Here is a 23219-nt window from a genome sequence, read left to right on the forward strand (position 1 = left end):
GGCAACGCGACGGATTATTGCCTCCGGGACAGCACTTTCTTGCTGCGAACGTGCTGTAACCGATCCCATTCCTGTGTTTAAATCCCTGTCGAATGTGATTTAGATCAAAAGAATGTTCAACAATTGTTCTTTATGCAACTAAGGCTGCCTGGTTGTATTGCTTAAACCTGATTTGGAGCGTGTCAGATGCCTGTTTCTTTGTTAGCGTTAGCACTAAGTGCATTTGCCATTGGCACCACTGAATTTGTCATTATGGGGTTGCTACCGCAGGTTGCCAGTGATTTAACAGTATCGATTCCTTCCGCTGGCTGGCTGATTAGCGGCTATGCGCTTGGCGTCGCCATTGGTGCGCCGATTATGGCATTGCTGACCGCTAACCTGCCGCGCAAGCGTACGCTGCTGCTGCTGATGTCTATTTTTATCATCGGCAATATGCTCTGCGCCCTGGCTTACAGCTACCATTTGCTGATGCTGGCCAGAGTGATCACCGCACTTTGTCACGGCGCTTTTTTTGGCATCGGTGCCGTGGTTGCTGCCGGGCTGGTTGCTCCCAACAAACAGGCGCAGGCGGTGGCGTTGATGTTTACCGGATTGACGCTGGCAAATGTGCTCGGCGTTCCGTTAGGGACCTGGTTTGGTCAGCTTTACGGCTGGCGAGCAACGTTCTGGGCGGTGATGGCTATCGGTTTGCTGGCGTTTATTGCCTTGCTCATTAGCCTGCCGGTTAATCGTGAGGAAAAACCGCTTGAACTGTCGAGGGAAATTCGCGCATTAGCCAACGGTAAATTATTGCTGTCGCTGCTGATGACCGTGTTTTTCGCCGCGGCGATGTTTGCTTTGTTTAGCTATATTGCGCCATTGCTGTTGCAGGTCACCGGGGTCAGCAATCGCGGCGTCAGCTGGACGCTGCTTCTGATTGGTGCCGGACTGACGGCGGGTAACGTCCTGGGGGGCAGATTGGCCGACTGGCGTCTGTCATTCAGCCTGATACTTAGCTTTTCACTGATTACGTTTTTTTCACTGCTCTTCAGCTGGACCAGCCATGCCCTTTGGCTGGCGGAAATAACGCTGTTTCTTTGGGCAATGGCCACCTTTGCGACAGTTCCGGGGCTACAAATTAATGTGGTACGACACGGTGCCGATGCGCCTAACCTCGTCTCAACACTAAACATTGCGGCATTTAATATCGGCAATGCCCTCGGTGCCTGGCTTGGCGGTGCGGTAATAGGGGGGGGGGTTGGTCTGACCGCGGTGCCGGTTGCCGCCGCGGTAATGGCATTAATAGGGCTGTTCCTTTGTCTGTTAACTTTTCGTAAGCAGGGCGGTAATGCTACGGTGATGGCTTGCACGGACTAAGTAGCTGCCTCAGCCGCTGCTCTACGGCACCGATATGCGTTTGTAAATGGTTGCTGAAGGTTGTGACCAGCGCTGAGGCTGGACGATGCGAGGGATGGATCAGGCTGACGGTAAAAGGTACCGCTATGCTTAAGGGCCTGACCCTCAGCCCGCTGTCGGCATAATCAAGTGCGGTTAGCGGATTGACCACCGAAATACCGATGCCTGCTTTAACCATTGCACAAACCGATGCCGCGCTGTGGGTTTCCATAATCATCCGGCGCTGTATTTGATGCTGCTGAAATAAATCATCCAGCAAATGGCGATAGCTGTCCTGGCGCGACAGGCTGACATAGTTCTGAGCGTGAAAATCTTGTGGGGTCAGCTCGGCCTTATGTGCAAGCGGATGTCCTGGCGGAAGAACGCAGACCTCATTGCCGGTAAACAGCGGTGTGCGCTGCGTCCCGACCGGTGTCTGCATGGTTTCAGTTAGCCCTAAATCATAACGCTGCGCAGACAGCCACTCCTCCAGCAGTGGAGACTCTTGCGAAATAATATTCAGACTGACTTCGGGATACTGTGCCATAAACGACGGGCACAGCAGCGGTAGTAAAGACTGAGAAAATACCGGCAGGCAAACCAGCGACAGCTCCCCCTGGCGGAAGGCGCGTAGCCCTTCGGCGGCGCTGAGGATCCGATCAAGCCCATACCATGAACGTTGTACCTCTTCGAAGAGCTGTAACGCCTGAGCGGTTGGAAACAGGCGCCCTTTGCTGCGAGTAAACAGTTGCAGACCCAGCAGCTTTTCTAGCCGGGCCAGCTCGCGGCTGATTGTCGGCTGCGAGCTGTTTAACAGAGCGGCCGCTGCCGTGACATTACCGGCGGTCATGACTGCATGAAAAATTTCTATATGCCTGTGGCTAACGCTGGCCATTTTTTACCATATCAAATATGAATAGTATTGCATAAAAAGGATATTTTCAGATATTAAATCTTTATGGCGTAATAGCGCTATGTTTCCAGGAGGATTTTATGCCACGCCCGCTAGAAGATGTTAATAGTCAGCTCAATCGACATAATCTGTTGATGCTGGCGCAGCAGTACGATGGTCCTGTATGGGCTTATGATGCGCAGCTTATTCGTCAGCAAATCGATAAGTTGCGTCAATTTGATGTCATCCGTTTTGCCCAGAAAGCCTGCTCTAATTTGCATATTCTGCGGCTGATGCGTGAGGCCGGTGTGAAGGTCGATTCGGTCTCTGCGGGTGAAATTGAACGCGCCCTGGCGGCGGGTTATCAGGCTGGTGCGCAAAGTGATGAAATCGTCTTCACCGCCGATGTGCTTGATGCGCCGACGCTAACCCGGGTTAATCAGTTGAAAATCCCGCTAAATACCGGGTCGGTGGATATGTTACATCAGCTGGGCGCGGTCTCTGAGGGCCATAGGGTCTGGCTGCGAATCAACCCCGGGTTTGGTCACGGCCACAGTCAGAAAACGAATACCGGTGGTGAAAACAGCAAACATGGTATCTGGTACCGGGACCTGCCCATAGCGTTGGATGCGATCCGCCGTTATAACCTGAAGCTGATCGGATTTCATATGCATATTGGCTCGGGGGTTGATTACCGGCACCTGGCCCAGGTCTGTGAGGCGATGGTCGAGCATGTTATCGTCAGCAGTCACGATATTGAAGCTATTTCCGCCGGCGGCGGTTTGTCTGTCCCTTATCTTTCAGGCGGAGAAACGATTGATACCCGGCACTACTTTGACCTGTGGGACAGCGCTCGGCAGCGCATTACCGACCACCTGGGTCATCCGGTGAAACTGGAGATCGAACCAGGACGTTTTCTGGTGGCGGAATCTGGCGTGTTGATAAGCCAGGTGCGGGCGGTAAAACAGATGGGGCGTCGCCATTTTGTTCTGGTCGATGCCGGTTTCAACGATCTGATGCGACCGGCAATGTACGGTAGCTATCATCATATTTCGGCGCTGGCGGGAGACGGTCGGCCGCTTGATGGAGTGAATAAGCTGGAGACGGTGGTTGCCGGTCCACTGTGCGAATCAGGCGATGTTTTCACTCAGCAGGAGGGTGGCAAAGTCGAAACCAGGAAATTGCCTGAGGTGCGTCCTGGGGATTATCTGATTTTCCATGATACCGGCGCTTATGGTGCCTCAATGTCCTCGAATTACAATAGCCGCCCACTGTTGCCCGAAGTCTTATTTGATCAGGGCCAGGTCCGCCAGATCCGTCGGCGTCAGAGCATTGATGAATTGCTGGCTCTTGAGCGCTGAACGTTCAACCAGGTTGTGCTTCAGATACCACCACAACCTTTTGACCGGGCATGAAAACAAAGCGGGTAGCTATGGCGGATCAGCGCTGGAAAATTTTGCCGTTGAATGCCGGGTCTCACTATCGATTTACGGTAGTAGAGTGGCAATTGCGTAGGTGTGGCGATGAAACTTCGCGTGATTTTTTGGCAACTATGGTGGGCGGACGAAACAGGGGCGGACTAGGCGGTTAACTGGGTTGTGCTCAACCCGATGATTGCAGAAATGATGAATTTAAGCTGTCTTTTTAACCAGTGATAAAATAATTGAGCACAGCCTGAAGCTGACAGTTCAGAAGTGAAATAGCTCTCTGAGTTGATAACGATTTTTCAAAAAATAGCGTCAGTATCGATAATACAATAATCTATCGCAGGGAACAGCCGCACTCAGTATGCCACCAATCTTTTAGCACATCAGGGGCCATTTGTTGAGCAGACAAAACGATAAAAGGATCTGGCTGAGCGGTCCGGCTGCGATAAATTAACGTACCAGTGATAAAACGTGAAGCAAATCAAAAGCGTGAAGATGAGACGCAACAGTATCGTGACTGATACTACTAAACTCTCCTTCAGATAACTTAAGAGTGTATACCCTAATAGATTAAATAAAACAGAGGATTGTGGCGTTTAGCAGTGAGGTCAGTAAAACCTCAGCGTTTATATCACTGCATTGAGCGGAATGCTTTTTCACTTTATCTCATGGACGTTGAGTGAGCTCATCAATCTGACAGTGCTGAATAGTAAACTCAACTAAAATATGTAGCTTACTTCTGATATACATAGTAGTGGTGTTCATGCGCCGCCAACCTGAGTCAAGACATACTAAAATATCTTGGGCAAATTTAGTCATTTATTCATATCGATAAGATCAGCCCATGTTAGTAAATCCCTCAGTAGCTTGATGCGTTTGATGAACCGATTCAGACAGAGAAAACACTGCGGTAAGACTATAGCGATGGTTATCATGGCTCTCAAAAAGGTGTAAATACCGACCAACCCAGTATGGCAGGCATGACTTTCCTTGTGAGGCATATTCGTGAGCATAGCCTGCCGAAACTGGTTGACGGGCTAGTGCTCATTTTATTTGATCGCTGCTTGAATATTGTAAAGTCTCAAAAGACATGAACATTCATGCAAAGTCGTCGAAAGGAAAATAGATGAATTTCTAATACGATCAAGAGTATATTTAAAATAAACGCAACATATGCATTGAATGAACTAAACACTCCAGGAAAAAGGCCGGATGTGTAAACGTTATTTCAGCTAAAAAAAGTAAGGATATAATCGAAACTGATGTAGCGCCAGCAATGAAACCAATAAAGAATTCATGTAAATATAAGGAATTAACTTTCATAATAACACCTGTTGAATATAAAATAAATATAATTGAGACTAACAACCCAAAGTCACAGGCCGATGATAGGTTTAAAAATTTTAATGATATCTAATGCTGTTTGAGGTGATCTTGAAATAAGGAGAAAAAAGCCAGTAAAAAATGCTAATCCTCCAACGCTTCCCCCTGATATGACGCCTGCCCAGTAATTTTTAACACTAAATATTTTTTTCTCACTCATTTTAAACCTCAATAAATTATAAAAATTATCGATCTGCTTCATTCGGAATGTAAAATTAAATTTTTCAATTAAAGATGAGGAATATAGTCTCACAAGTTTTTTGATATTTTATAATAGAAAAAATAAGATATAATTATCTTGTTTAGCGATAATGCTGAGTAGCATAAATTAAAGCAAAGGTGATTTATGTTGACATAACACTATTTCAAACTGTATTGTACAGAGCCCTATCCACCGCTATCACTATTCCATCGTATATCACTTTGTGCTTGACCGGTAATATTCCAACTTATCTCTTTTGATGTAACCTTAGAGTAACTATTATTAGATAGGGAGTTAATGTAAAGTGTAAGAACGCTATATCTCTCAGCTGAAGATGTGATTGAGCATTCTCCAGAGGATATGTCGGCTGATTGTGTAAGAATATCAGGATCTTCGTAATATACATCTGAAGGAGAATTTGCATAAAAGTAGTAAAGTGGATTGTTAGAAGAATAGGGATTGCTATAGGTTATTTTTAACCTTAACGGGATAAGGAAATGACCAGAATAAGTATTGTTAGATCGTAAGGTAACTTGAAATATCTTTGCTAAAAGAATATCAGCAGGAGTCTTACATGAAGAGGGAATAAATTGATCTTCACCGGCCATTTTTAGCGCATGAACAGAGTAAGAAACATCAGCTCCACTAAGAATACTACCATAGAACTTCTGGGCGTTTTTCTTGTCAATAAGAATATCAATAGTCATGCTGTTTGTGAACGTATTTGATACTTTATAATGACCTTTAATACTAAGGATGAGTTGAGCACCATTTATTATCCATTGTGGGGATGGGTTAATCAGCAGTGTATCACTGAAAAGATTACCTTGATTTATAATGCCTTGTGACGGTGAGGATAGGGCATATTGGATGTAATCTATACTTGGGTTTTTAGTATAAGAAAAACTTAGCCTGTCTTCTTTGAATACTGGATTCCAGTGAATAGTGTTTTGTCCAGTTATGTCGGTTACTGTACCTGCTTCAGATTTACTGGCGTCAAGATTACTGAATGCTTCTATTTTTAACGCGTTATTATAGTTAAGAGCAACAAAGGGAGCATTTTTGATGTTCACATCAGGTACACTCCAGGGAGTAATGGGGAATGTCCAGCTGGCACCAATTCCGTCCAGACTGGAAGTTACTTTATTATAATTACCCGCAGACGTACCTATTGAAACTTTCAACCTACTTAAAAAGTCAGCAGGAATTTCAGTTATGTTGCCATCATCGACTATCAATCCATAAGAATTATTTTTGTAAACAGTTATCAGTACAACAAGAGTGTTACCGTAGCCATCATGGAAACCATTTTTTGATAATATGTTTGTATTTGAATTTAAATATTTCAATAAGTCTGAATCATTTAATTCCCATGGATTCCCTCCATTATTATAAAACTGATATTTAATATTATCGGAATTTAATTTTATATAAGATGCTAATGCGGTTTGTAACTCAGAAACTATGGTAAATGTCTTTTCATTCTTTATTTCAAAAATAACTGCCCGATAATATAGACATCCGGAAGTACATGTTAATATGGAAAGTAGCATGACAAATGATACTTCCAGTAAAGAAATTCCTTTGTTAAAAATATTATTCATTGATAGATACCATTGGCTACTGAGTCATCTGTTATACATATAGAATCAGGTTTCCACAAAGGTTGCGTACCAACCCAATTTATCGCATCAACAAAATGAGTGATATTGTCAATGCTAATAGAAAAATGTATTTTCTCACTATCATTTTTTTGGCATGATTTATTTATGAGATAGAAACCATTACCAGTAGTTGTTAGCCCAGGTGCGACTAGAATGTGATTTTTTCTAATGTCATAGGATTTTAGAGTTATTAAACTTGTTAATGCTAAAGATGGGTTTATAACTTTAAGGCTTAAAATATTTACCCCATTAACCATAAGAGCAAAGGTATGTGGTTTTAAATAAGCAGAGTTATCATAGGATGTTATAAGATTCAATTGTAAGTCTTTGATATCAATACCTGCCGGCGTGGTGACTCCTTTTACCCCACACTGACCTACGTCGCTTCTTGTATCATTACGTGGATTCAAAGGTAGTGAGAAGTCTTTATTATATATATCCGCTTGAACCAGATAATTTATTTTCTTGAATAAATTACCTTCATAAGGAGTAACGTTAATACTATATCCATTTTGTGGAAGAGTAACAGGGTCACCTCTATGACCACTGGAGTCGACAGGTATCACTTTCAAATATAAGCTCCTATCTAAATATTTATTAGAAACGAATATTTTGTCTTCATTTCCTGAGTAGTATTTGCTCGACAATAATTTATTAGTGTTTTTAGTGTAAACTTCGATTATAACGTTTTTGATGTTGCTGTTGTTGTTAATGATAATGGCATCACTTTCAAATAGTGGTTGCCAGGATCCTCCATCATTAAGAGATGCATCAATATTCGCACTCATTCCGACTATATTGAGATCACCAGAGGATATATTAGGCTTAAGAAAATCACCACGTTTGTTAACTACAGGTTCGTAGGAAGAAATACTAAATATACAGCTATGAAATTTTCTGATCAAAGGGTTGGAGTATATTTTTTTATAGTCATCTAAATTAATGTGCCATGCCCCCGAGCCACCAACAAGTGTTGATGGGTTCTCATCAGTTAGACTACCACCACTGAACCCTAACTGATTCAAGATCATTGCGGATTTTGTTCTTAAATGATCCATACATAAAAATGTTAGACCAGCTATTACATAGTGTTGACTGTTATCTCCGGTTTGAAACTTCAAAATGTAATTATCTTCATGATCAACTAAGGAGGAATTAGTATTGATCGATTTCGAAAGGAAACCGCGGTCGATCAATTCTGAAGTAGTGACCTCATAAGGAAATGATTGATCCGCTGAAAATGGAAGATTCTTAATGTATAAGTTTAGAGAAGTCGTGACTTTTTTTATTTGTTGAGTAATAAAGGTTGACTCGCAACTCTCTTTCTGCAAGAAAAAATAGTTGTTTACGAATAAAATTACACCGGTCATTAAAATAAGAAAATAAGACACCTCCAGCAAAGAAATACCTTTATTGTATTTTGATAAGTTTGAAAATTTAAGTGCTACCTTTTCAGGATAAGTATTTAGCATCGGATTTTTATTTCCTGATAATTTCAACTGCTCGCAGTTATGCTAATTGCGTGTTTGAAACAGTTATAGCTATGATATTTTTTAAGGATACTGTTCTGAGTGATCTTTCATATTTGAAAGTGATTGTAAATGCTATCTGAGCCTTCATTCATGTAAGAAGGGAAATTTAAACGAGTTAATTATTGTAATTGACGATAAAAAACGGGATATTCTTTTTGTTAATGATTTTTTCATTAAATGAACACAAGTTATTAGGAATTGAACTATACAAATTTGATGACGGCGTAATCAAAAAAAACCTATTTTCTGTGAACTCCTTAACATAAGAGAATATTTGAGCTAAATTTATTAGAGGTAAATCATTACCTGATGTTTTATGGGAATAATAAAAGGTATAGATATGATTGTTGATATAACATGATAAAAGGTACTTAGAACTAAAACTGTTATTAGTTTGAAATATGTCAGGCATAAAATATGATCTTGGTATATATCCATTTTGATGATTTATATCACTGCAATTTTTTTTAATATCGCAATAGGAAATTAAAAAGAGTTGTTGATTGATTATCTCATGCGCAAATTTCTTGTTTTCAGCAGCGAAATATTTACAAGAGTCTCCAAAAAAAGAGTATTGCGTTATAGAAAACATCATAACCATTATTATTAAATATAATCCACCATTCATAATGCACCTCAATTATTATTCGGATTTTTCTGTCCGATACCAAAATAAACTCCCTCAATCAGCCATGAAGAAGCTGATATATTGTAGCTCATTTTTTTAATGGTTAAGTTCCTGTTTTTATCGAAGATGGGAATTAACAGCTCGGGGTTGTACTTTGTAGCTATTCGAAATTTTACGCAAACGAAACTTCTGTTATAGACAGTATTATAATCAGATTTTATGCCGCAAGGTCTTTTGTTTGATGTCTGAATACGAATAAAGGCATTATCAAACATTTTATGAATGTTATTTAATGAGAGCGACATATTAGCATCATCAATATCTCCAATTTTTTTTCCTTGCAGTGGGAGAGTGATTTTAGCAAAATTTTCATCTGAAATATCTATGTATCCATCTTGATTCTTAATGAAACTTTTAATATTCTTAGGAATATAGTCGGATGAGCCGAATAATCTGGTAAGTGTGAAATTGACAGACTTAACAGTGCAAACAGCGGCATCATTCAACCTATAACCTGGCAGAGAGAAAGCGACAGGGAGGTACTCTAATATAGTATTCTGACAATTTTTTATGAAGTATCGAGGTAAAATATCATTCTCAGCAGGAAACGGGTTGTATTTCTCGATCACTTCATGGGTGTTATATTTCTTGGGTTTTTTGATATGGAAATTCGATTTTAAATAAAAAGCAATAGTTATTGCTAACGAAAATGCCAAAATATAAAGCAAGAATTTAAATTGGAAATTGAGTTTCCTGCTTATAATTTTATATTGTTTCTTATCTGGCAGATTATCGAGGATGAAATTACTTTTACTATTTTCCCAATCCCATGAGGCGGGACAAATTATTTCACTGCAACTCATATGATTTTGGATGGAGCTAAATTTATCAAAGGCTTCATCTTCTTTGTAAAACGCTTTATCTATAAGAATACTTCGAGTAGAATCAATCGCAATTATATACCACACATCATTATCTAAATGCCACGCACCAATGAGAGAGCTATCAAAAAGGGATGAAATAACTGCGGGCAAAACAGACATCCCTGAAGAGTGTCCTAATGAAACATCTGCGAGACCATAACAAATACCTCCCTCTAAATGAGCCATTTTACAAAATAAATTAGAACCAAGCTGCTCTGTTTCAACTTTGATAACTTCAATGAAGTCTTCTTCATTTTCAACAATATTCCATATTAAATTTACTGCATACTTCTTTCCTTTAACAGTCACCACACCTATATCTTGATCAATTGAAATATCCATGTTTTATATCCGAAAAATAAACATATAAAATCACTACAGTTTAAAAATCTTCATAAAGATGATATGAAGGTGAAGGCTTTACTCATCATGTTATACTCTAATTAAAACGTAAAATATAAAAATTTTTTCTGTTTATTTTTGATCGCTTATTTTTTTCCTTATAACTTTGAGATGAGTACTGATATGGAACGAGAATATGAAATTTTAATGAGCTAACGTGAAAAGAATGATGATGAACAATTTTTATGCTTAACACTGTACCAATAGAAAAGTCTTTTGAAACGACCGCTTAAGAGGATATTGTTGTCCTATTTGTATTGAGTAATAACCGGGTGTTATTTACCCGGTTATTACTTCAGAACTTCACTAATGGGAAGTCGCTATTATATAGTATCGTTACAAATTAAATATATCATTGTCTGAGTAAATTACAAAATTGGCTGTTTACTCTTAATCTTATATCTATTGTAAAGATGATCAATGAAATTCATAGTCCAGTGTCGTTTGGTCTTTCGTACTGTCACCATGAGGAGCATTTTCACAAGCACTTTCAGAGTCGGCAACGTTCAAAGGCCCAGTGTATTTCGTACCACTGGAGCTACCTATGAAGAACCCAGATAACGAGCTGCCTAAATCTAATCTTGCCATAATAGGGCACATTTGATTAGAAACACCAAAACTTATGTTGAAATAATTCTGCAGTGAACTGTCTTTAAAAGTTCCCATACCAATTGAGATTTTAGATCCTCCAGGAGTAAATAAGTTGTTATTTTCGTCAACCATTGAAGTTGGTAATGAACCTGTCTTGGCAATTACTTCAGCGCTTATTCCTTGGTAGTTAGGCTGTGATGCATAAACGCTATGGATAACTGATATTAAATCTGTTAAGGATGATATCGTTGCCTCGGTTTTCTGGTTATCTGACGCTGACTGATAATAAGCAATCACGCCGGCAACAACAATGGCTGAAAGAGCTAGTACCATAGCTGCCTCTATCAAAGAAAGTCCCTTTTGAACTTTTTCTTTGTAGTGCCGAAATTTGTTAAGACTTGAAAAGTTGAATGAGTTGATATAGTACATTATAGTATTTCCATTTTAAAGGTGATTAAAAAATTGATAAAAGAAATATCAAATACTTTGTTGGTTAATTTCAATTTTCTCCTAAGTTTAAAGTCGTAGGTGTGATGCAAATTACAATGATTTCCTTACTTCCTTTGCCTGAGCTATCTCCTCCTAGTAATTTGAATTTGGGATTTCCTATACCTGCATCATAAGAATTCAGATTGGACGTTTTATAGCCTGCAACTACTAATGTGTTATCATTTTTCAGTATATTTTGCTCGATAAAAGATCGCTGATTAATATCAGGAAGTTGTATTTTTTTCTTATCAACAGAGAATGAATCGAAACCGTTATCATTACCCGCTAATGATGACAGACTAATTGAATACTGAAGCATAATTTTTCCATCACGCAATACCCGAGGAAGAACATTGAGAAAGAAACCAGTATCGATTAAAGATACATCTAAATTTGTTTGAGAGGTATTATTATTAACTGTTGTTCCTATTGAGGATACATAGCCGCGAGTATTGGAAACCTGTAAGGGTACTGGTTGTCCTGACATTGTAATTACGTTAGCAGAGTTAAGAACACTAACTTTACCTTGATTATCGAGCATATTAACTATGAATGATGAATTATTCTCTGTCGTACCCTCAATTCCAGGATCACCAGGGTCTTTTGAAAATAATGATAAGTGACCACTAATTCTGCCTTTTAAAGCACTGAACATTGATGTTAGTGAGTAATTCCAGTCTGAGTCATCATTTAAAGTTACATTATAAATGCTTACATTAACGGCAATCTCTTGCCTTAAACTTCTATTAAGTTGATTAATGTAGTTTTCAACATTTACCATGATGTCAGGTGAGGTACTGACTGTTATACTTGCAAGCCCCTCTGACACACTCACACTACCATTTCCATGTAATATGACATCAAGATTTTGTGTGATATCTTTCCAAAAATCTAAATTAAGAGACGATTTAGATGAGTCACTAGCAGAAAGACTATTACTTGTACTACCACCACTAGAACTACTACCTCCACCCGAGCTATCACTATTACTTCCCGTCCCCTGACCACCAGAGCTACCTGAACCACCAGCAGTGAGCCCCATATCCATCTTGGATTGTGACGTTGTTTTGACTGGCAATGTATTTATAGTGAAGGTTTTAACAGCATATTTCGAAAAGAAAATTATACCGTCTCTGTACTGCCACGAGACATTGAAATGCGAAGATACTAACTTTAAAAATCCTGAAAGCTCACCACTATAGTCAACTGTCATACCGGGTAAATTATCATAAAGATTAACTTGTTGTTGCGGAGTTATAGATTTATTGACTGCTTCATTCAACTCTTTATACATATCAGTGTCGGTTCCATCGCGACTTTCAGTAGATACTGTACCTTCATCAATACTGGCAGGTATACCCGTAAAGGTAGTTATCAAATTGGCGATATCGTTCAAACTCATTTTTCTTGAGGAGAAAAGTTTTACACCATCAGCTTCTACATTCACTGGTAATGATTCACCTTGTTTAGCGATAAAAGGTTTGAGTCCTATATATAGACCATTTTTATGAAAAGTTACCATGTTATAGTTTTTTTTAAATTCTCCATTATTAGCGTTCCTGAATAAAACGGTTGTTTTATTTATTTGTGCATCAACTTCCTTTTGAGTTTTTTTATATTCTGTTGAACAAGCTGATAAAGAAATCATCAGAGTTATTAAGATGGTTGATTTTTTATATGAAGTTTTATGGATCACGCATGAGCTCCATTAATTTAAAGGAGAGATAAGCTATGAAATAAATCGCTAGATTTTTTTCATATATGAATTTTATAAAAACCTGCAAGGCCATTCATGATAATAATTTATTTTAGTCAGAAATTTAAAATTTCACTTTCTCTGTTATAGAGTATTCAAAATTATATACTTATATATAAAAGCTAATTGCCATCAATATTTAATAGATTTTACCCAAAGAATATTTAAGTTAACAGGTGATGCTCTATTTACAGAAAAATAATGTGACCTAAAGATACCTAAATAAATGCATGAATATCAATTTTCAAGGAGATCGAAATATAATCTATAGACAATTTCAATCGATTTAAAGCTGTTGAGAAGGATTTGTTAAATATCCAATACGTTAGAATACTTCTACTATCGTTTATTACAACAACTAATTTACTTAACTAAAATATCTATGGTACGAGTTTCGTCATCACTCATTACGCCATTCTTACCTGCAACAGATATATTTACCGTAAGAGTATAGTTTCCTGCTGCGTTTATTGGCAGTAAATTATAAGGATTAAAGTAATAATCACCTCCATATGATCCATTCAAAGTTTCAGCAGTAATTTTTTTAATATAATTTTTTTTGTTTGTTAATGATATCACTATTTTGGTGAGTTGAATTTTAGCGCCTTGCCATATGACTTCTATCCTGTCATTATCTGAAGTGATTTTAAAAATATTCTGACTTGATAGTATTCCGTCATAAAATTCATGTAGTTCAATGCTGGATAATGACGCTGCGCCGAAATGCTTTTCACTTTTCCTTATGAAACTCTCATAGAACCCGGCCTGGTAGTGTTCAGGTTCTATCCCCCAGTCTGATAGATTCACAGACCAGCTGTTTTTCTGACCATCAAGGCAATTATCTGAGACATTATAAAATCCACTCACAAAGCCAACACTCTGCATCAGGTCAAGTAGAGAAGAACTACTTATTCTTCCTTCAGTAGATTTTTTATCCTTTAACAATAATAAAACATCATAAGCTCCTTTGTTCGTTACAGGATCCTGGCATTTTTTTTTCTTTATATAAAAAGTACTATCTTCATTTAAAATAGTTTTGGAGCTAATGACATTCAAAATCTCGTTATCCAACTGGTCATTGCTGATCTGAGCGATGCAATTATTATTGAAATTGAGTCCGCGATCACCGTTGAGGTTAACATAATTCCTTATCCCATCTAATTCTGATGTAATCTGTTTCGATGCTAATTGAACGACTTCATTAGTTGTTTTTTTTGTATAATAGTTCATTGTAATAATGAACACTATTGTAACTAATAATATACTCACTGAAACTTCGAGCAAACTTAATCCAATATGTATTATCAAGAAATCAGGAGGCTGAGCTTTTTTAACTAATTTATTTCCTGCCACAATATTCATTTGTTATCTTGCTCTTAATTATTACACCAAAAAAAATAGTATAAAGCTCTACACATCTGGAAAAAGCTTGCTATGAATATTTTGTACTTTTCTTATATAGTCTTTAGCTAGCTGACTATTCCTCGAGTGATATTCTCCAACAGCTTTCCATATATTACCTTTGTTATTTTTGTAATTTATTGAAAGTATCCAAGTGCCAATTTCTATATTCATGCAAGGATCAAATAAAAGAGCGTGATAGGCTTTTACTCTGTCTCCTTTAAATAATGCACGGCTGACTATATTCAGCCATACTTTGTTATTAATTTGCATAGGCCCTAAATCCTCTGACCCATTATTGTTAATAGTAATGCTCCCCTTTTTTCCTCCTTCAATGTCTAATATTGATGCAACTATGTCAGGAGGAACATGATTAATATGACTCGCATTTATCAAACAATAAGTTAGTAAAGTAGATGCAAGGCTAGGCATAATAGAAAACCTAAACTAATTGATGGCCCCATCGGAGTATATATCGAACCACGAAGTCGGAAGGGTAAAGCATGTACGATAAATAGGATGGACGTTAATATTATGAACATAGGCATATTAACTATACCTAACCAAGATCCGGCACTTGTTATAAGTGCAATGTCGCCCCCAGCAATCACGTTTTCTTTTCTAATATACGATACGAATAGCATCGTGAATGTTACTAAAAAAAAACCACACATAGCACCATAAATATAGCTCATACTATGGTATTTAAGTGACATAAATATTATACCTGATAGTGCTAATGGAATGGTAAATATGAGTGGTATTATATTTTTCTTTATATCAATGTATGTTATTGATATTAGCACCATTACTAAGTAATAAAATCCAACACCATACAGACTAAATTTATAATAAACGTATAAAGCCATGAGCGCTAAAATACATTCACTCATCAAGTAGTATAATGGAATAATTTTTGAGCAATTTTTGCACTTACCAGTAGATAGTAAGTAACCTATTATAGGTAAGATATACTGAATATTTATTTTTTCTTTACAATAATCACAGTGAGAACTTTTTATGAACTCTCTAAGATGACAGCTTTCTACAGTGACGTATCGATATATGATGCAGTTGAGAAAGCTGACAAGTATCGCTGTAAACCAAAAAAGCGATAAATAATTTATAATGTCCATAAATCAACCTTCATTTATTTATTGGATGATATTTTAAGCACCCGATTTTTTTCATACAACGATACAAAAATCGGTGGATTAAGTTGGCCTGTATACAGGAACAATTGCTTTACTGCGTTACAAAAATCGCCATGTATAGTAGCGTTAGTTGATATTGAATAATCATATTGCGTATTCCATACCAAATTCCATTCTGCTTTCTTTGCCCAAAGGTATAATAGTTGATTTAGGGTTTTATTCTTTTCCACCTTCCATGTGTCGATTTCATCTTTAATACTATTTTGAGTTGATTCCACTTCACGTGGTATATTTAATTCATTTTTGGGTGTATTAAAAATTACGTTGCTTGTTTCCTGTCTGGACAATGTTTGTAGAATGTTTTCAAGATTAGCACCACTCACTTGAAAAGATAATATTGACAGATATAAAATTATCTTTTTCACTATATATGCTCCATATTAACCCTCGAGTTTGAAATTCACGCAGAAATATTATGTCTATGCCAAATATGAAGCTGCAATACATAAACTTACTCTGCAGTATATATATCTAATAAAATATTTTTTATACATATGTAGATGAATTCACTCGACTCGCAATGTTTTGATTGTATATATCTGTGCTTAATAATTCTAGCTTACCATTTCTAATTTTAGTTTTAATTCCGTCATCACCATCAATAAATAAGCTACTTGATTTCATAGTTCTTTTACCTGTGATTTTATCGCGTACTAAGCATTGATGAATAACGCCAGTCAATCCATCGGATATTATCGCTCTCGCAAGATCCTGTGACTGCATACCTGCAGCAGCGATTTGTTGTAGTGCGAGTATTGCCCCCTGTATTGATGAGCCGTGTATTGTTGTTAATACTAAATGGCCATTAACTGCCGCTCTTACCGCTTGATTAGCCGCATCGGCACTTCTGATTTCTCCCATCATTATAAATTTGGGATTATATCTCATGGCTGAAATCATTGCTTTTTCATACCCACCAACCATCTGAGCGTCAATCTGGTACCAAAGCCCATGACCTTCATTACCATAAATGCTTTCGACTGGTATTTCTGGTGGATCTTCAATACTAATAACTATGTCTCCGTTTTTTTTCACTAGATCAGTCATTAATGAATACATAGAAGTAGTTTTTCCACTGCCAGTTGCACCAGAAAACAATACTAATCCACTTTTTCCACATAACGATTTGAGTTTAACTAACTGATTTTCCAAATATCCAAGATTAACTAAATCCGGCACGGGATAAAATGGTCTTCTCAAAAAAAAATGTTCGCCTTTTATTGTGATAATTTTGGTCACTCTGAAAGGTATATTATCCCATAAGAATAAAAACTCTTTTTCTTTCGATACTGTTAATTTATATTTAAGTTCAGTTATTTCCTCTAATAATGCTTTATTATTGATAATCTCGATGATTGGACTGGTAGAGCCTGATAAATAGCGTAAGAAAAATCTATTCTCATCAGTCAATATTAGATCTGAAAAAGATAGATCTCTAATTTTGCTTTTATTTATATCCATGCGTATACCTTGAGTTTAGTAATTTTCATATTTTAGTATTTTTTATATTCTCTTTACTTTAATTCTTTGTTAGTTTTTTTTATAGTAATTATGCTTAAAAAATAAATTTTGTCTAAAAACTATGAATGCCAATAATATATATTTGACAGATAGATGAACTGAATTTTCCTTCATCATAAATTTCATCTATTTTTCGCTTGAAGTCTAATGAGATTATCTATCAGATTAACTTCGAGACAATTTTTTTAAACTAAATAGTCATTGCAGAGCTAGAGATAAGTTGTTGTAGCGCAAACATGCCATCAATTATCCACATAAATGTTAGTCCAATTAACACAATTACTATATTTTTGAAAATCTCCATTTGAAATTGGATATCAGCAACGCATATAGCTAACCATTGTTTTGATAAATCAGATAGCATAATCTCGAAGCCATCCAAAGCTGCATATGTCTGCAGATCAATGATGATTTCTTCACTAGGAAACTTCAATTCGGTTTTACTAAGTGCCTCTCCAATATTCGCAGCTCCTCCTAGTAAAAATTTCCGAGCCTTAACTAATCTCTCTTTATACCATGGCGAAGAATATTTTGTTAATATATTGATGATTTCTGGAGTAGGCACTCCTGCTTGCAGCAATGAACAAAATGAAACTAAGAACTGGCATCCAATAATCGTTCTATAAGTTGAATATATAGGCGCACAATCAATATAACTTCTTATCTTTCCAGTCCATCGAGGAAGAGAAATAAATATAGCCAAAATTAAAACTATCAAACCTGCCATATAATAAATCAAATCACTCATAATAAATCGAGAAAGATATGCCATCTGTTTTCCAGTTCCGTGCCAGTATTTGACTGGAAGTATTTTCTCAAAAGCAGGAACTACTTTTGCACCAAAAATGAAAAGATAAAACACCAGGCAACATATAAGTACTATTGGATAAGCTACACCAAAAAGTGATTTTTTAATTTGCTTTTTAGCTTTTCCAATTTCAATAGCATTTGTTAAAGCTTCACTAAGCTTTCCTGACATCTCACCGGCATTAATTAGAGAGGCTTCCTCCTTGCTTATCCAATCTGCAATAGCTTCACTAAAGCTACTTCCATTCCGAATTTTTTTTCTCCATGCTATTATTGCAACAGACTCTATTTTCTTTATTTTTTTTCCTTTCCTTGAAACATGTTCATACAACGTATCCAGTGCTAAATTTAAAGGAACACCATTTTCTGTGAACCTTGCTAATTTACTATATATCCTGGATCTCTTAGTAAGGGTTAATTGAATTCTATTAAAAAACTGATAATTTATAAGGGTTTTCATATTCTCTCATCGAATGAATTTGTGGGCTATGAGCTATGGGCTATCAGTTTTCAGAGGAAATATTTCTTTCCATATTTCTAATTCTTTCTTTTCTTTCCTCACTAATATATCCAGTTCCTATTCTCAATCTTGCATCAAAGGGATCGATAACTCCTTCTATAACCTTTAACCAACCATGCTCATACATTGTCAGAGCATCTAATTCATTGGTCCAGTAGTTATATGCTTCTTCTATCTTATTCTCATAGATGAGCCTTAATAATTTGTTATCTGTTTTGATTGTTTCAGCAACAACAATTCTACCATTATATCCATTATTGCAGCATTTACATCCGTCAGGATTGTTAATAAAAACATGATTAGTATATCCACCTAGATACTCAAGTATACTTTCTTTTTTTATTCCAAATCTGGTGTTTGTTGCACTCGTGCAAAAATTTTTTTTGCAATTATTGCATAGTCTTTTCACAAGCCGTTGAGAAATAATACCAGTTAGCAATTTTTGGTCTGTTAATTTGTACTCTTCTACGCCCTGATCTCTAAGTCTGCTTATCACAGCGATTGCACTGTTAGCATGTATAGATGTCCACACCTGGTGGCCTGTCATAGCCGCAGTGAAAACTAGCTTTATTACAGAGGCATCTCTGGCCTCCCCTGGCATGATAATATCGGGATCGGATCGTAGAGCTGCTACAATTGCTTTATTATAAGCCATCCCTCTTTCCTCTTCTGTCTCAACATTAGTTACTGATAATTGGGTAGTGCCTTCAATGTCATATTCAGGAGGATCTTCTATACTTATAATATTTACTGTTTGCTCTTTTTCTATATACATATTCTCTAGTATTATTTTCAGTGTTGTGGATTTACCTGATCCCGTAGGCCCGGCAACAAGATTTATTCCTTCTGGCTCCATCATTAAATCATTTATAATTCTGACTTGTGACTCATGGAATCCCATCCCAGACATGTCTGTACGCTGCAACCATTTTTTTTCACCATAAAGCAATCTGGCAACCATATACCTTCCACCTGACGCCAGGGGATTAAATTGCAAACGTAGTGACTGTAGTTCTGCGGGCATCAAAATTCGTCCGCCATTGAAAATTCTTGCGGATTGAAAAGCATATAATTTGTAGGTCGCATCAGAGTTGTCGGCAGCATTATATAATGAGGCGAGCAATGAGTGGGCCTCTCCAGAAGCTATTTCGCCTATCTTATACATATCCCCATTTATTCTGAAGAAAATAGTGGCTTCGTGCTCTTTAACTTCTATATGAATATCACTGGCTCTTACTTGGCATGCTCTTTTCAATAGCTCAGAAGCAGACTTCTCCATCGGCTGCTCATCTGTAATTCTCTCTCTCTCTGAATACGAGTTAGTCTCATATATTTTTCTGATTAAAGACATATTTGCAAAAAAAATATCTTTAATTTTAAATCCTCGTTTATTGCATGTAGTTAAAAATGAAATTAGTGTTAGGTTTTTTTTGTTATTGATTTCTACAATGATGTCACCATCTGAAAATAATATGCAAATTCTTTTGAGATTATCTGGTACTTTAAATCGCTTATCCGACAAGGTTATCAATTTCTTGGAGAATAGATGAGATGCATTTTTTTCATCTATGACTTTTCCTTCATTAATATTAATCATCGAAAACCTCTATGCATTATTTTCTATCTATACTTATTAAGTAAACAAGAGGTGTGTCAGATGTAATTCCTTTAGGATAATTTCCGCCAGGATATTCATAACTAGCAAGTGCTACAGCTTTAACTTCTCCGCCAAAGCCAATGTTTTTCAATGAATAATATACTATCGGGGGCAGCTTATCGCTGTACTTCAGCATTATGTTTCTAACATTGCTAATTTTTCGGTATTTATCTGTTTCTTCTGTAACGGTTAAATTTATAAAATCTCCATCGATGATTTTATCATAACCTGTTTTTATTACGTGATAGTAAAATCCTGTTGAGTCCTTCCTCACACCTTTTTCATTTATGAATGTATTCATGTATTTTAGTTCGGGACTTAATTCGATTTCCTTCTCTTTATCTATCTCCTTGGAGATAATGCTGTTTTCATAATTAAGCTTTTGTATGTTAATCAAAGAATCTAATTCTTTTTCAAATTTTATATTTTTTTCCTCTAATAAGTTCAGTTGCTGTTGAATAACTTCTGCATCTTGTTTGTTATTACTTAGTTTTGAACTTATAGATTGGCTGTTTTTTCGATTTATAGAAGAGTTAATTTTATTTTCTGAATTCTGCTCTGAAAAAACCTGTGCTTGTGTCGATGAAGTGCTACTCATCTCTTTTTTTGAATTTCCGTCATCTCCTTTAGGCTTGTTCGGAAAATCACTTGTATTCTTTATTTCAGACAGATTAGCTATAATCGTGTTTACCTCCTCTTTATTTTTCTTTTTTACATTACTCAGCTCTTGAGAGTTTATAGCTGTCATTAGGGGATCTTGTAAAGTAACTTCTGCACAAGCGTAACCAGAATAGATGAATATTAAGATGTATAGTATATTATCAATTTTAAACTTTGCCATAAATGCAACCCTTTTAAACTTATCAATAATTTAAGCAGTTGAGATCGTAACTATTACCAGATGGTAGAAAAGTAACTTTCACATCCCCTTTTTTTATGCTCGTTACTTCTATTTTTCTTGTTATTAAATCTCCTTTTTTTAGTATTTTCATTCCTTTTCCAGCTATCAAAATCGTGGCTTTTTCAGGACCAATTCCTTCTTTGAATGTAGACACGAGGTAAATATCTTTTATTTCCCTGTCTCTATTTTCTTTATCAAAAATATCGTCTCTATCCTTTATGCCCAATTCCTTCATGAGATTTTTGTTTTTAATCAGAATTTTAAGGTATTCACTTTCACGCTGTATTTCTTCAAACTCCTCCAATTCTTTTTGCAAAGTTTTATCTTTACTATTTAATGAATTCAGATTGTTTTTTTTATCTGGATTACTATTGGTTTTCACAATAGAGGGTGCTCCCCATGAATTAATGCTCATAAAAAAAAGAAGTGAGAATAATAAATATAATCTTTTCATTTAAACTCCTTATCCTACTAAAAATCCTATTAAATAACGTATTTCTAATATATCTTTGCATACTTACAAAAGTGTAAAAATTTTTCATGTTCGTCGTTCATATGGAAAATATTAACTAGTTCATTGGGTATTTCATCTGGTATTCTTTCTTTTTTCAAGTAATCGTCTGTTAAGGCACTTTGCATTTCCATAACCTGATTTATTACTTCACTTCTCAATGGTTTGAGCTCCACGCCAAATTTTACGAAATGACTAAAGCCTGGAACAGATTCTATGTCTCTAATTCTTTGTTTCAATGGATTGAAATAAACAAAAAAATAGCCAGGGAATAAACTTTTTATTGCAGATCTAAGTTCACCACATCGTTTTTTTTTATCAATAACGAGGGGGGTAAAACTTTTAACCTCCATGTTTTCAAGTAACATCTGAGCCAAAAAAAAATTTCTCACACCTTTTTTGTGACATGCTAAATACCAAAAAAAATCCATATTTATATCCATACCGATTTATAAGAAATTCTTTAAAAATCGTGTGCCTATGGTGTATTCACCAATATTCCTTTGGTATGAGAAAGGAAGGCATTATTTTGCTGTTTGTAGTAGAGCCGTGCGTCTCTATTTATTCTGCGCCTGGGTTTGAGAAATAATGCTTGCATGTCATCATGATAATTGTTGATAAAAATGCACGTTGGAGTTCTTAAAACTCACACAATCTTTAAGATGGTAAGATTAAAGCGAAAAGATCCAAGATGGTTTTTTATCTTTTAAAAGATATGTTTTTAGCATCCTGCAATAATAGTGAACGGGGGCCACTAATTTATCCGCATAAGGCAGGAGAGCATGATTGAATTATATGTGGCCGTTCTCCCGTATGTTTCTCATTACTCTGCGCCCTGGTTAAAATAATAAATTAATTTAGGTATTCAGAATTCATGTTTAAAAATTTGTATATTAATAATATACAAAGCAATAATATCATTTAAGGGAAAATATATACCAGGAAGAGCTCAGATTATGCGCATGCTGGTTTAAACAATAAAGAGGTATTTTTATAACCTTCTCGTAACATTAGTTGAGGGGTTCCACCATTTTCCTTTGGAAGGACACAGTAAACCGTGATTTGGTTACTAATGTTAGTAAAGCTGTGCGCTTTTTTTACTTTGCGCCCTGACTTGAAAAAAAACATTCAGGTTTTCAGTGCGCCTGATGTTAGTTGCGCTTATTGGTATGATCAAAATCATTTTGTTAGATATTGTTTCTCAGTAGGATGATGATACCAAAGCTATTTTTGTCTATAGCAGATTTTCAGCGCCGCTGGTAGTTTTTAAATGGTTTTTTTACTATAAAAATCAATAACCTAATTAGAATTCTTGCATTAATAATTACGCACATGGAAATGCGAAATTACACGCTAGCTTATTTTCATTAATCGCTTGCCTGCTGTCAGCATTCAATGTTCACATCTGTCAATCAAGTAGCCTA

At 36.4% G+C, this 23219-nt stretch carries 19 protein-coding genes; 2 read left to right on the forward strand and 17 right to left on the reverse strand.

Annotated features, from left to right (window positions below):
- The first annotated feature begins 186 nt into the window (after positions 1-186).
- Positions 187-1356: an MFS transporter gene (locus BM191_RS04795; RefSeq protein ID WP_092875682.1), complete on the forward strand. Its 1170-nt coding sequence runs from the start codon at positions 187-189 to the stop codon at positions 1354-1356.
- On the opposite strand, the gene BM191_RS04800 is transcribed toward BM191_RS04795, so the two are convergent.
- Positions 1331-2269 carry a LysR family transcriptional regulator gene (locus tag BM191_RS04800; RefSeq protein WP_092875684.1) on the reverse strand — a complete coding sequence of 313 codons (939 nt, stop codon included), beginning with the start codon at positions 2267-2269 and terminating at the stop codon, positions 1331-1333. The two genes, BM191_RS04795 and BM191_RS04800, sit on opposite strands and share 26 nt — an antisense overlap.
- A gap of 98 nt (positions 2270-2367) precedes the next feature.
- Between BM191_RS04800 and lysA the strand changes: the two genes are divergently transcribed.
- Positions 2368-3627, forward strand: coding sequence for a diaminopimelate decarboxylase (gene lysA, locus BM191_RS04805; RefSeq protein ID WP_092875686.1), 1260 nt, complete (start codon positions 2368-2370; stop codon positions 3625-3627).
- A gap of 1441 nt (positions 3628-5068) precedes the next feature.
- On the opposite strand, the gene BM191_RS16750 is transcribed toward lysA, so the two are convergent.
- The 16 genes from BM191_RS16750 to BM191_RS04890 form a co-directional block, all read right to left on the reverse strand.
- Positions 5069-5236, reverse strand: a complete 168-nt coding sequence (locus BM191_RS16750) for a hypothetical protein (RefSeq protein ID WP_177203293.1) — start codon at positions 5234-5236, stop codon at positions 5069-5071.
- Between the two features lie 227 nt (positions 5237-5463).
- Complete coding sequence (locus tag BM191_RS04815; RefSeq protein WP_092875690.1) at positions 5464-6882, reverse strand: hypothetical protein; 1419 nt, start codon at positions 6880-6882, stop codon at positions 5464-5466.
- A complete protein-coding gene (locus BM191_RS04820; RefSeq protein ID WP_092875692.1) occupies positions 6879-8414 on the reverse strand; it encodes a hypothetical protein in 1536 nt (511 codons plus the stop codon). Before BM191_RS04820 ends, BM191_RS04815 begins: the two co-directional genes overlap by 4 nt.
- A gap of 696 nt (positions 8415-9110) precedes the next feature.
- Positions 9111-10367: a hypothetical protein gene (locus BM191_RS04830; protein WP_092875696.1), complete on the reverse strand. Its 1257-nt coding sequence runs from the start codon at positions 10365-10367 to the stop codon at positions 9111-9113.
- Positions 10368-10844: 477 nt separating this feature from the next.
- Complete coding sequence (locus BM191_RS04835; protein ID WP_092875698.1) at positions 10845-11447, reverse strand: type 4 pilus major pilin; 603 nt, start codon at positions 11445-11447, stop codon at positions 10845-10847.
- A gap of 70 nt (positions 11448-11517) precedes the next feature.
- Positions 11518-13203, reverse strand: a complete 1686-nt coding sequence (locus BM191_RS04840) for a secretin N-terminal domain-containing protein (RefSeq protein WP_092875700.1) — start codon at positions 13201-13203, stop codon at positions 11518-11520.
- 423 nt (positions 13204-13626) lie between these two features.
- Positions 13627-14625 carry a hypothetical protein gene (locus BM191_RS04845; protein WP_092875702.1) on the reverse strand — a complete coding sequence of 333 codons (999 nt, stop codon included), beginning with the start codon at positions 14623-14625 and terminating at the stop codon, positions 13627-13629.
- 48 nt (positions 14626-14673) lie between these two features.
- Positions 14674-15096 (reverse strand): lytic transglycosylase domain-containing protein, encoded by a 423-nt coding sequence (locus BM191_RS04850; RefSeq protein ID WP_092875704.1) that lies wholly within the window; start codon positions 15094-15096, stop codon positions 14674-14676.
- On the reverse strand, positions 15069-15800 hold the full coding sequence (locus tag BM191_RS17490) for a prepilin peptidase (protein ID WP_092875706.1): 732 nt from the start codon (positions 15798-15800) through the stop codon (positions 15069-15071). Before BM191_RS17490 ends, BM191_RS04850 begins: the two co-directional genes overlap by 28 nt.
- Positions 15801-15814: 14 nt before the next feature.
- Entirely contained in the window at positions 15815-16243 is a 429-nt protein-coding gene (locus BM191_RS04860; RefSeq protein WP_177203294.1) for a toxin co-regulated pilus biosynthesis Q family protein, read from the reverse strand.
- Between the two features lie 121 nt (positions 16244-16364).
- A complete protein-coding gene (locus tag BM191_RS04865) occupies positions 16365-17339 on the reverse strand; it encodes an ATPase, T2SS/T4P/T4SS family (RefSeq protein WP_092875710.1) in 975 nt (324 codons plus the stop codon).
- A 250-nt stretch (positions 17340-17589) separates the two neighbouring features.
- Positions 17590-18666, reverse strand: coding sequence for a type II secretion system F family protein (locus tag BM191_RS04870; protein ID WP_092875712.1), 1077 nt, complete (start codon positions 18664-18666; stop codon positions 17590-17592).
- Between the two features lie 43 nt (positions 18667-18709).
- Entirely contained in the window at positions 18710-20323 is a 1614-nt protein-coding gene (locus tag BM191_RS04875) for a GspE/PulE family protein (protein ID WP_092875714.1), read from the reverse strand.
- A 16-nt stretch (positions 20324-20339) separates the two neighbouring features.
- Positions 20340-21224: a hypothetical protein gene (locus tag BM191_RS04880; protein WP_092875716.1), complete on the reverse strand. Its 885-nt coding sequence runs from the start codon at positions 21222-21224 to the stop codon at positions 20340-20342.
- Between the two features lie 22 nt (positions 21225-21246).
- Positions 21247-21738, reverse strand: coding sequence for a hypothetical protein (locus BM191_RS04885; protein ID WP_092875718.1), 492 nt, complete (start codon positions 21736-21738; stop codon positions 21247-21249).
- A 44-nt stretch (positions 21739-21782) separates the two neighbouring features.
- Entirely contained in the window at positions 21783-22226 is a 444-nt protein-coding gene (locus BM191_RS04890; RefSeq protein ID WP_177203295.1) for a transcription termination/antitermination NusG family protein, read from the reverse strand.
- Between the last annotated feature and the right edge of the window lie 993 nt (positions 22227-23219).

It is taken from the genome of Izhakiella capsodis (genome assembly GCF_900115045.1).
Classification (GTDB): Bacteria; Pseudomonadota; Gammaproteobacteria; order Enterobacterales; family Enterobacteriaceae; genus Izhakiella; species Izhakiella capsodis.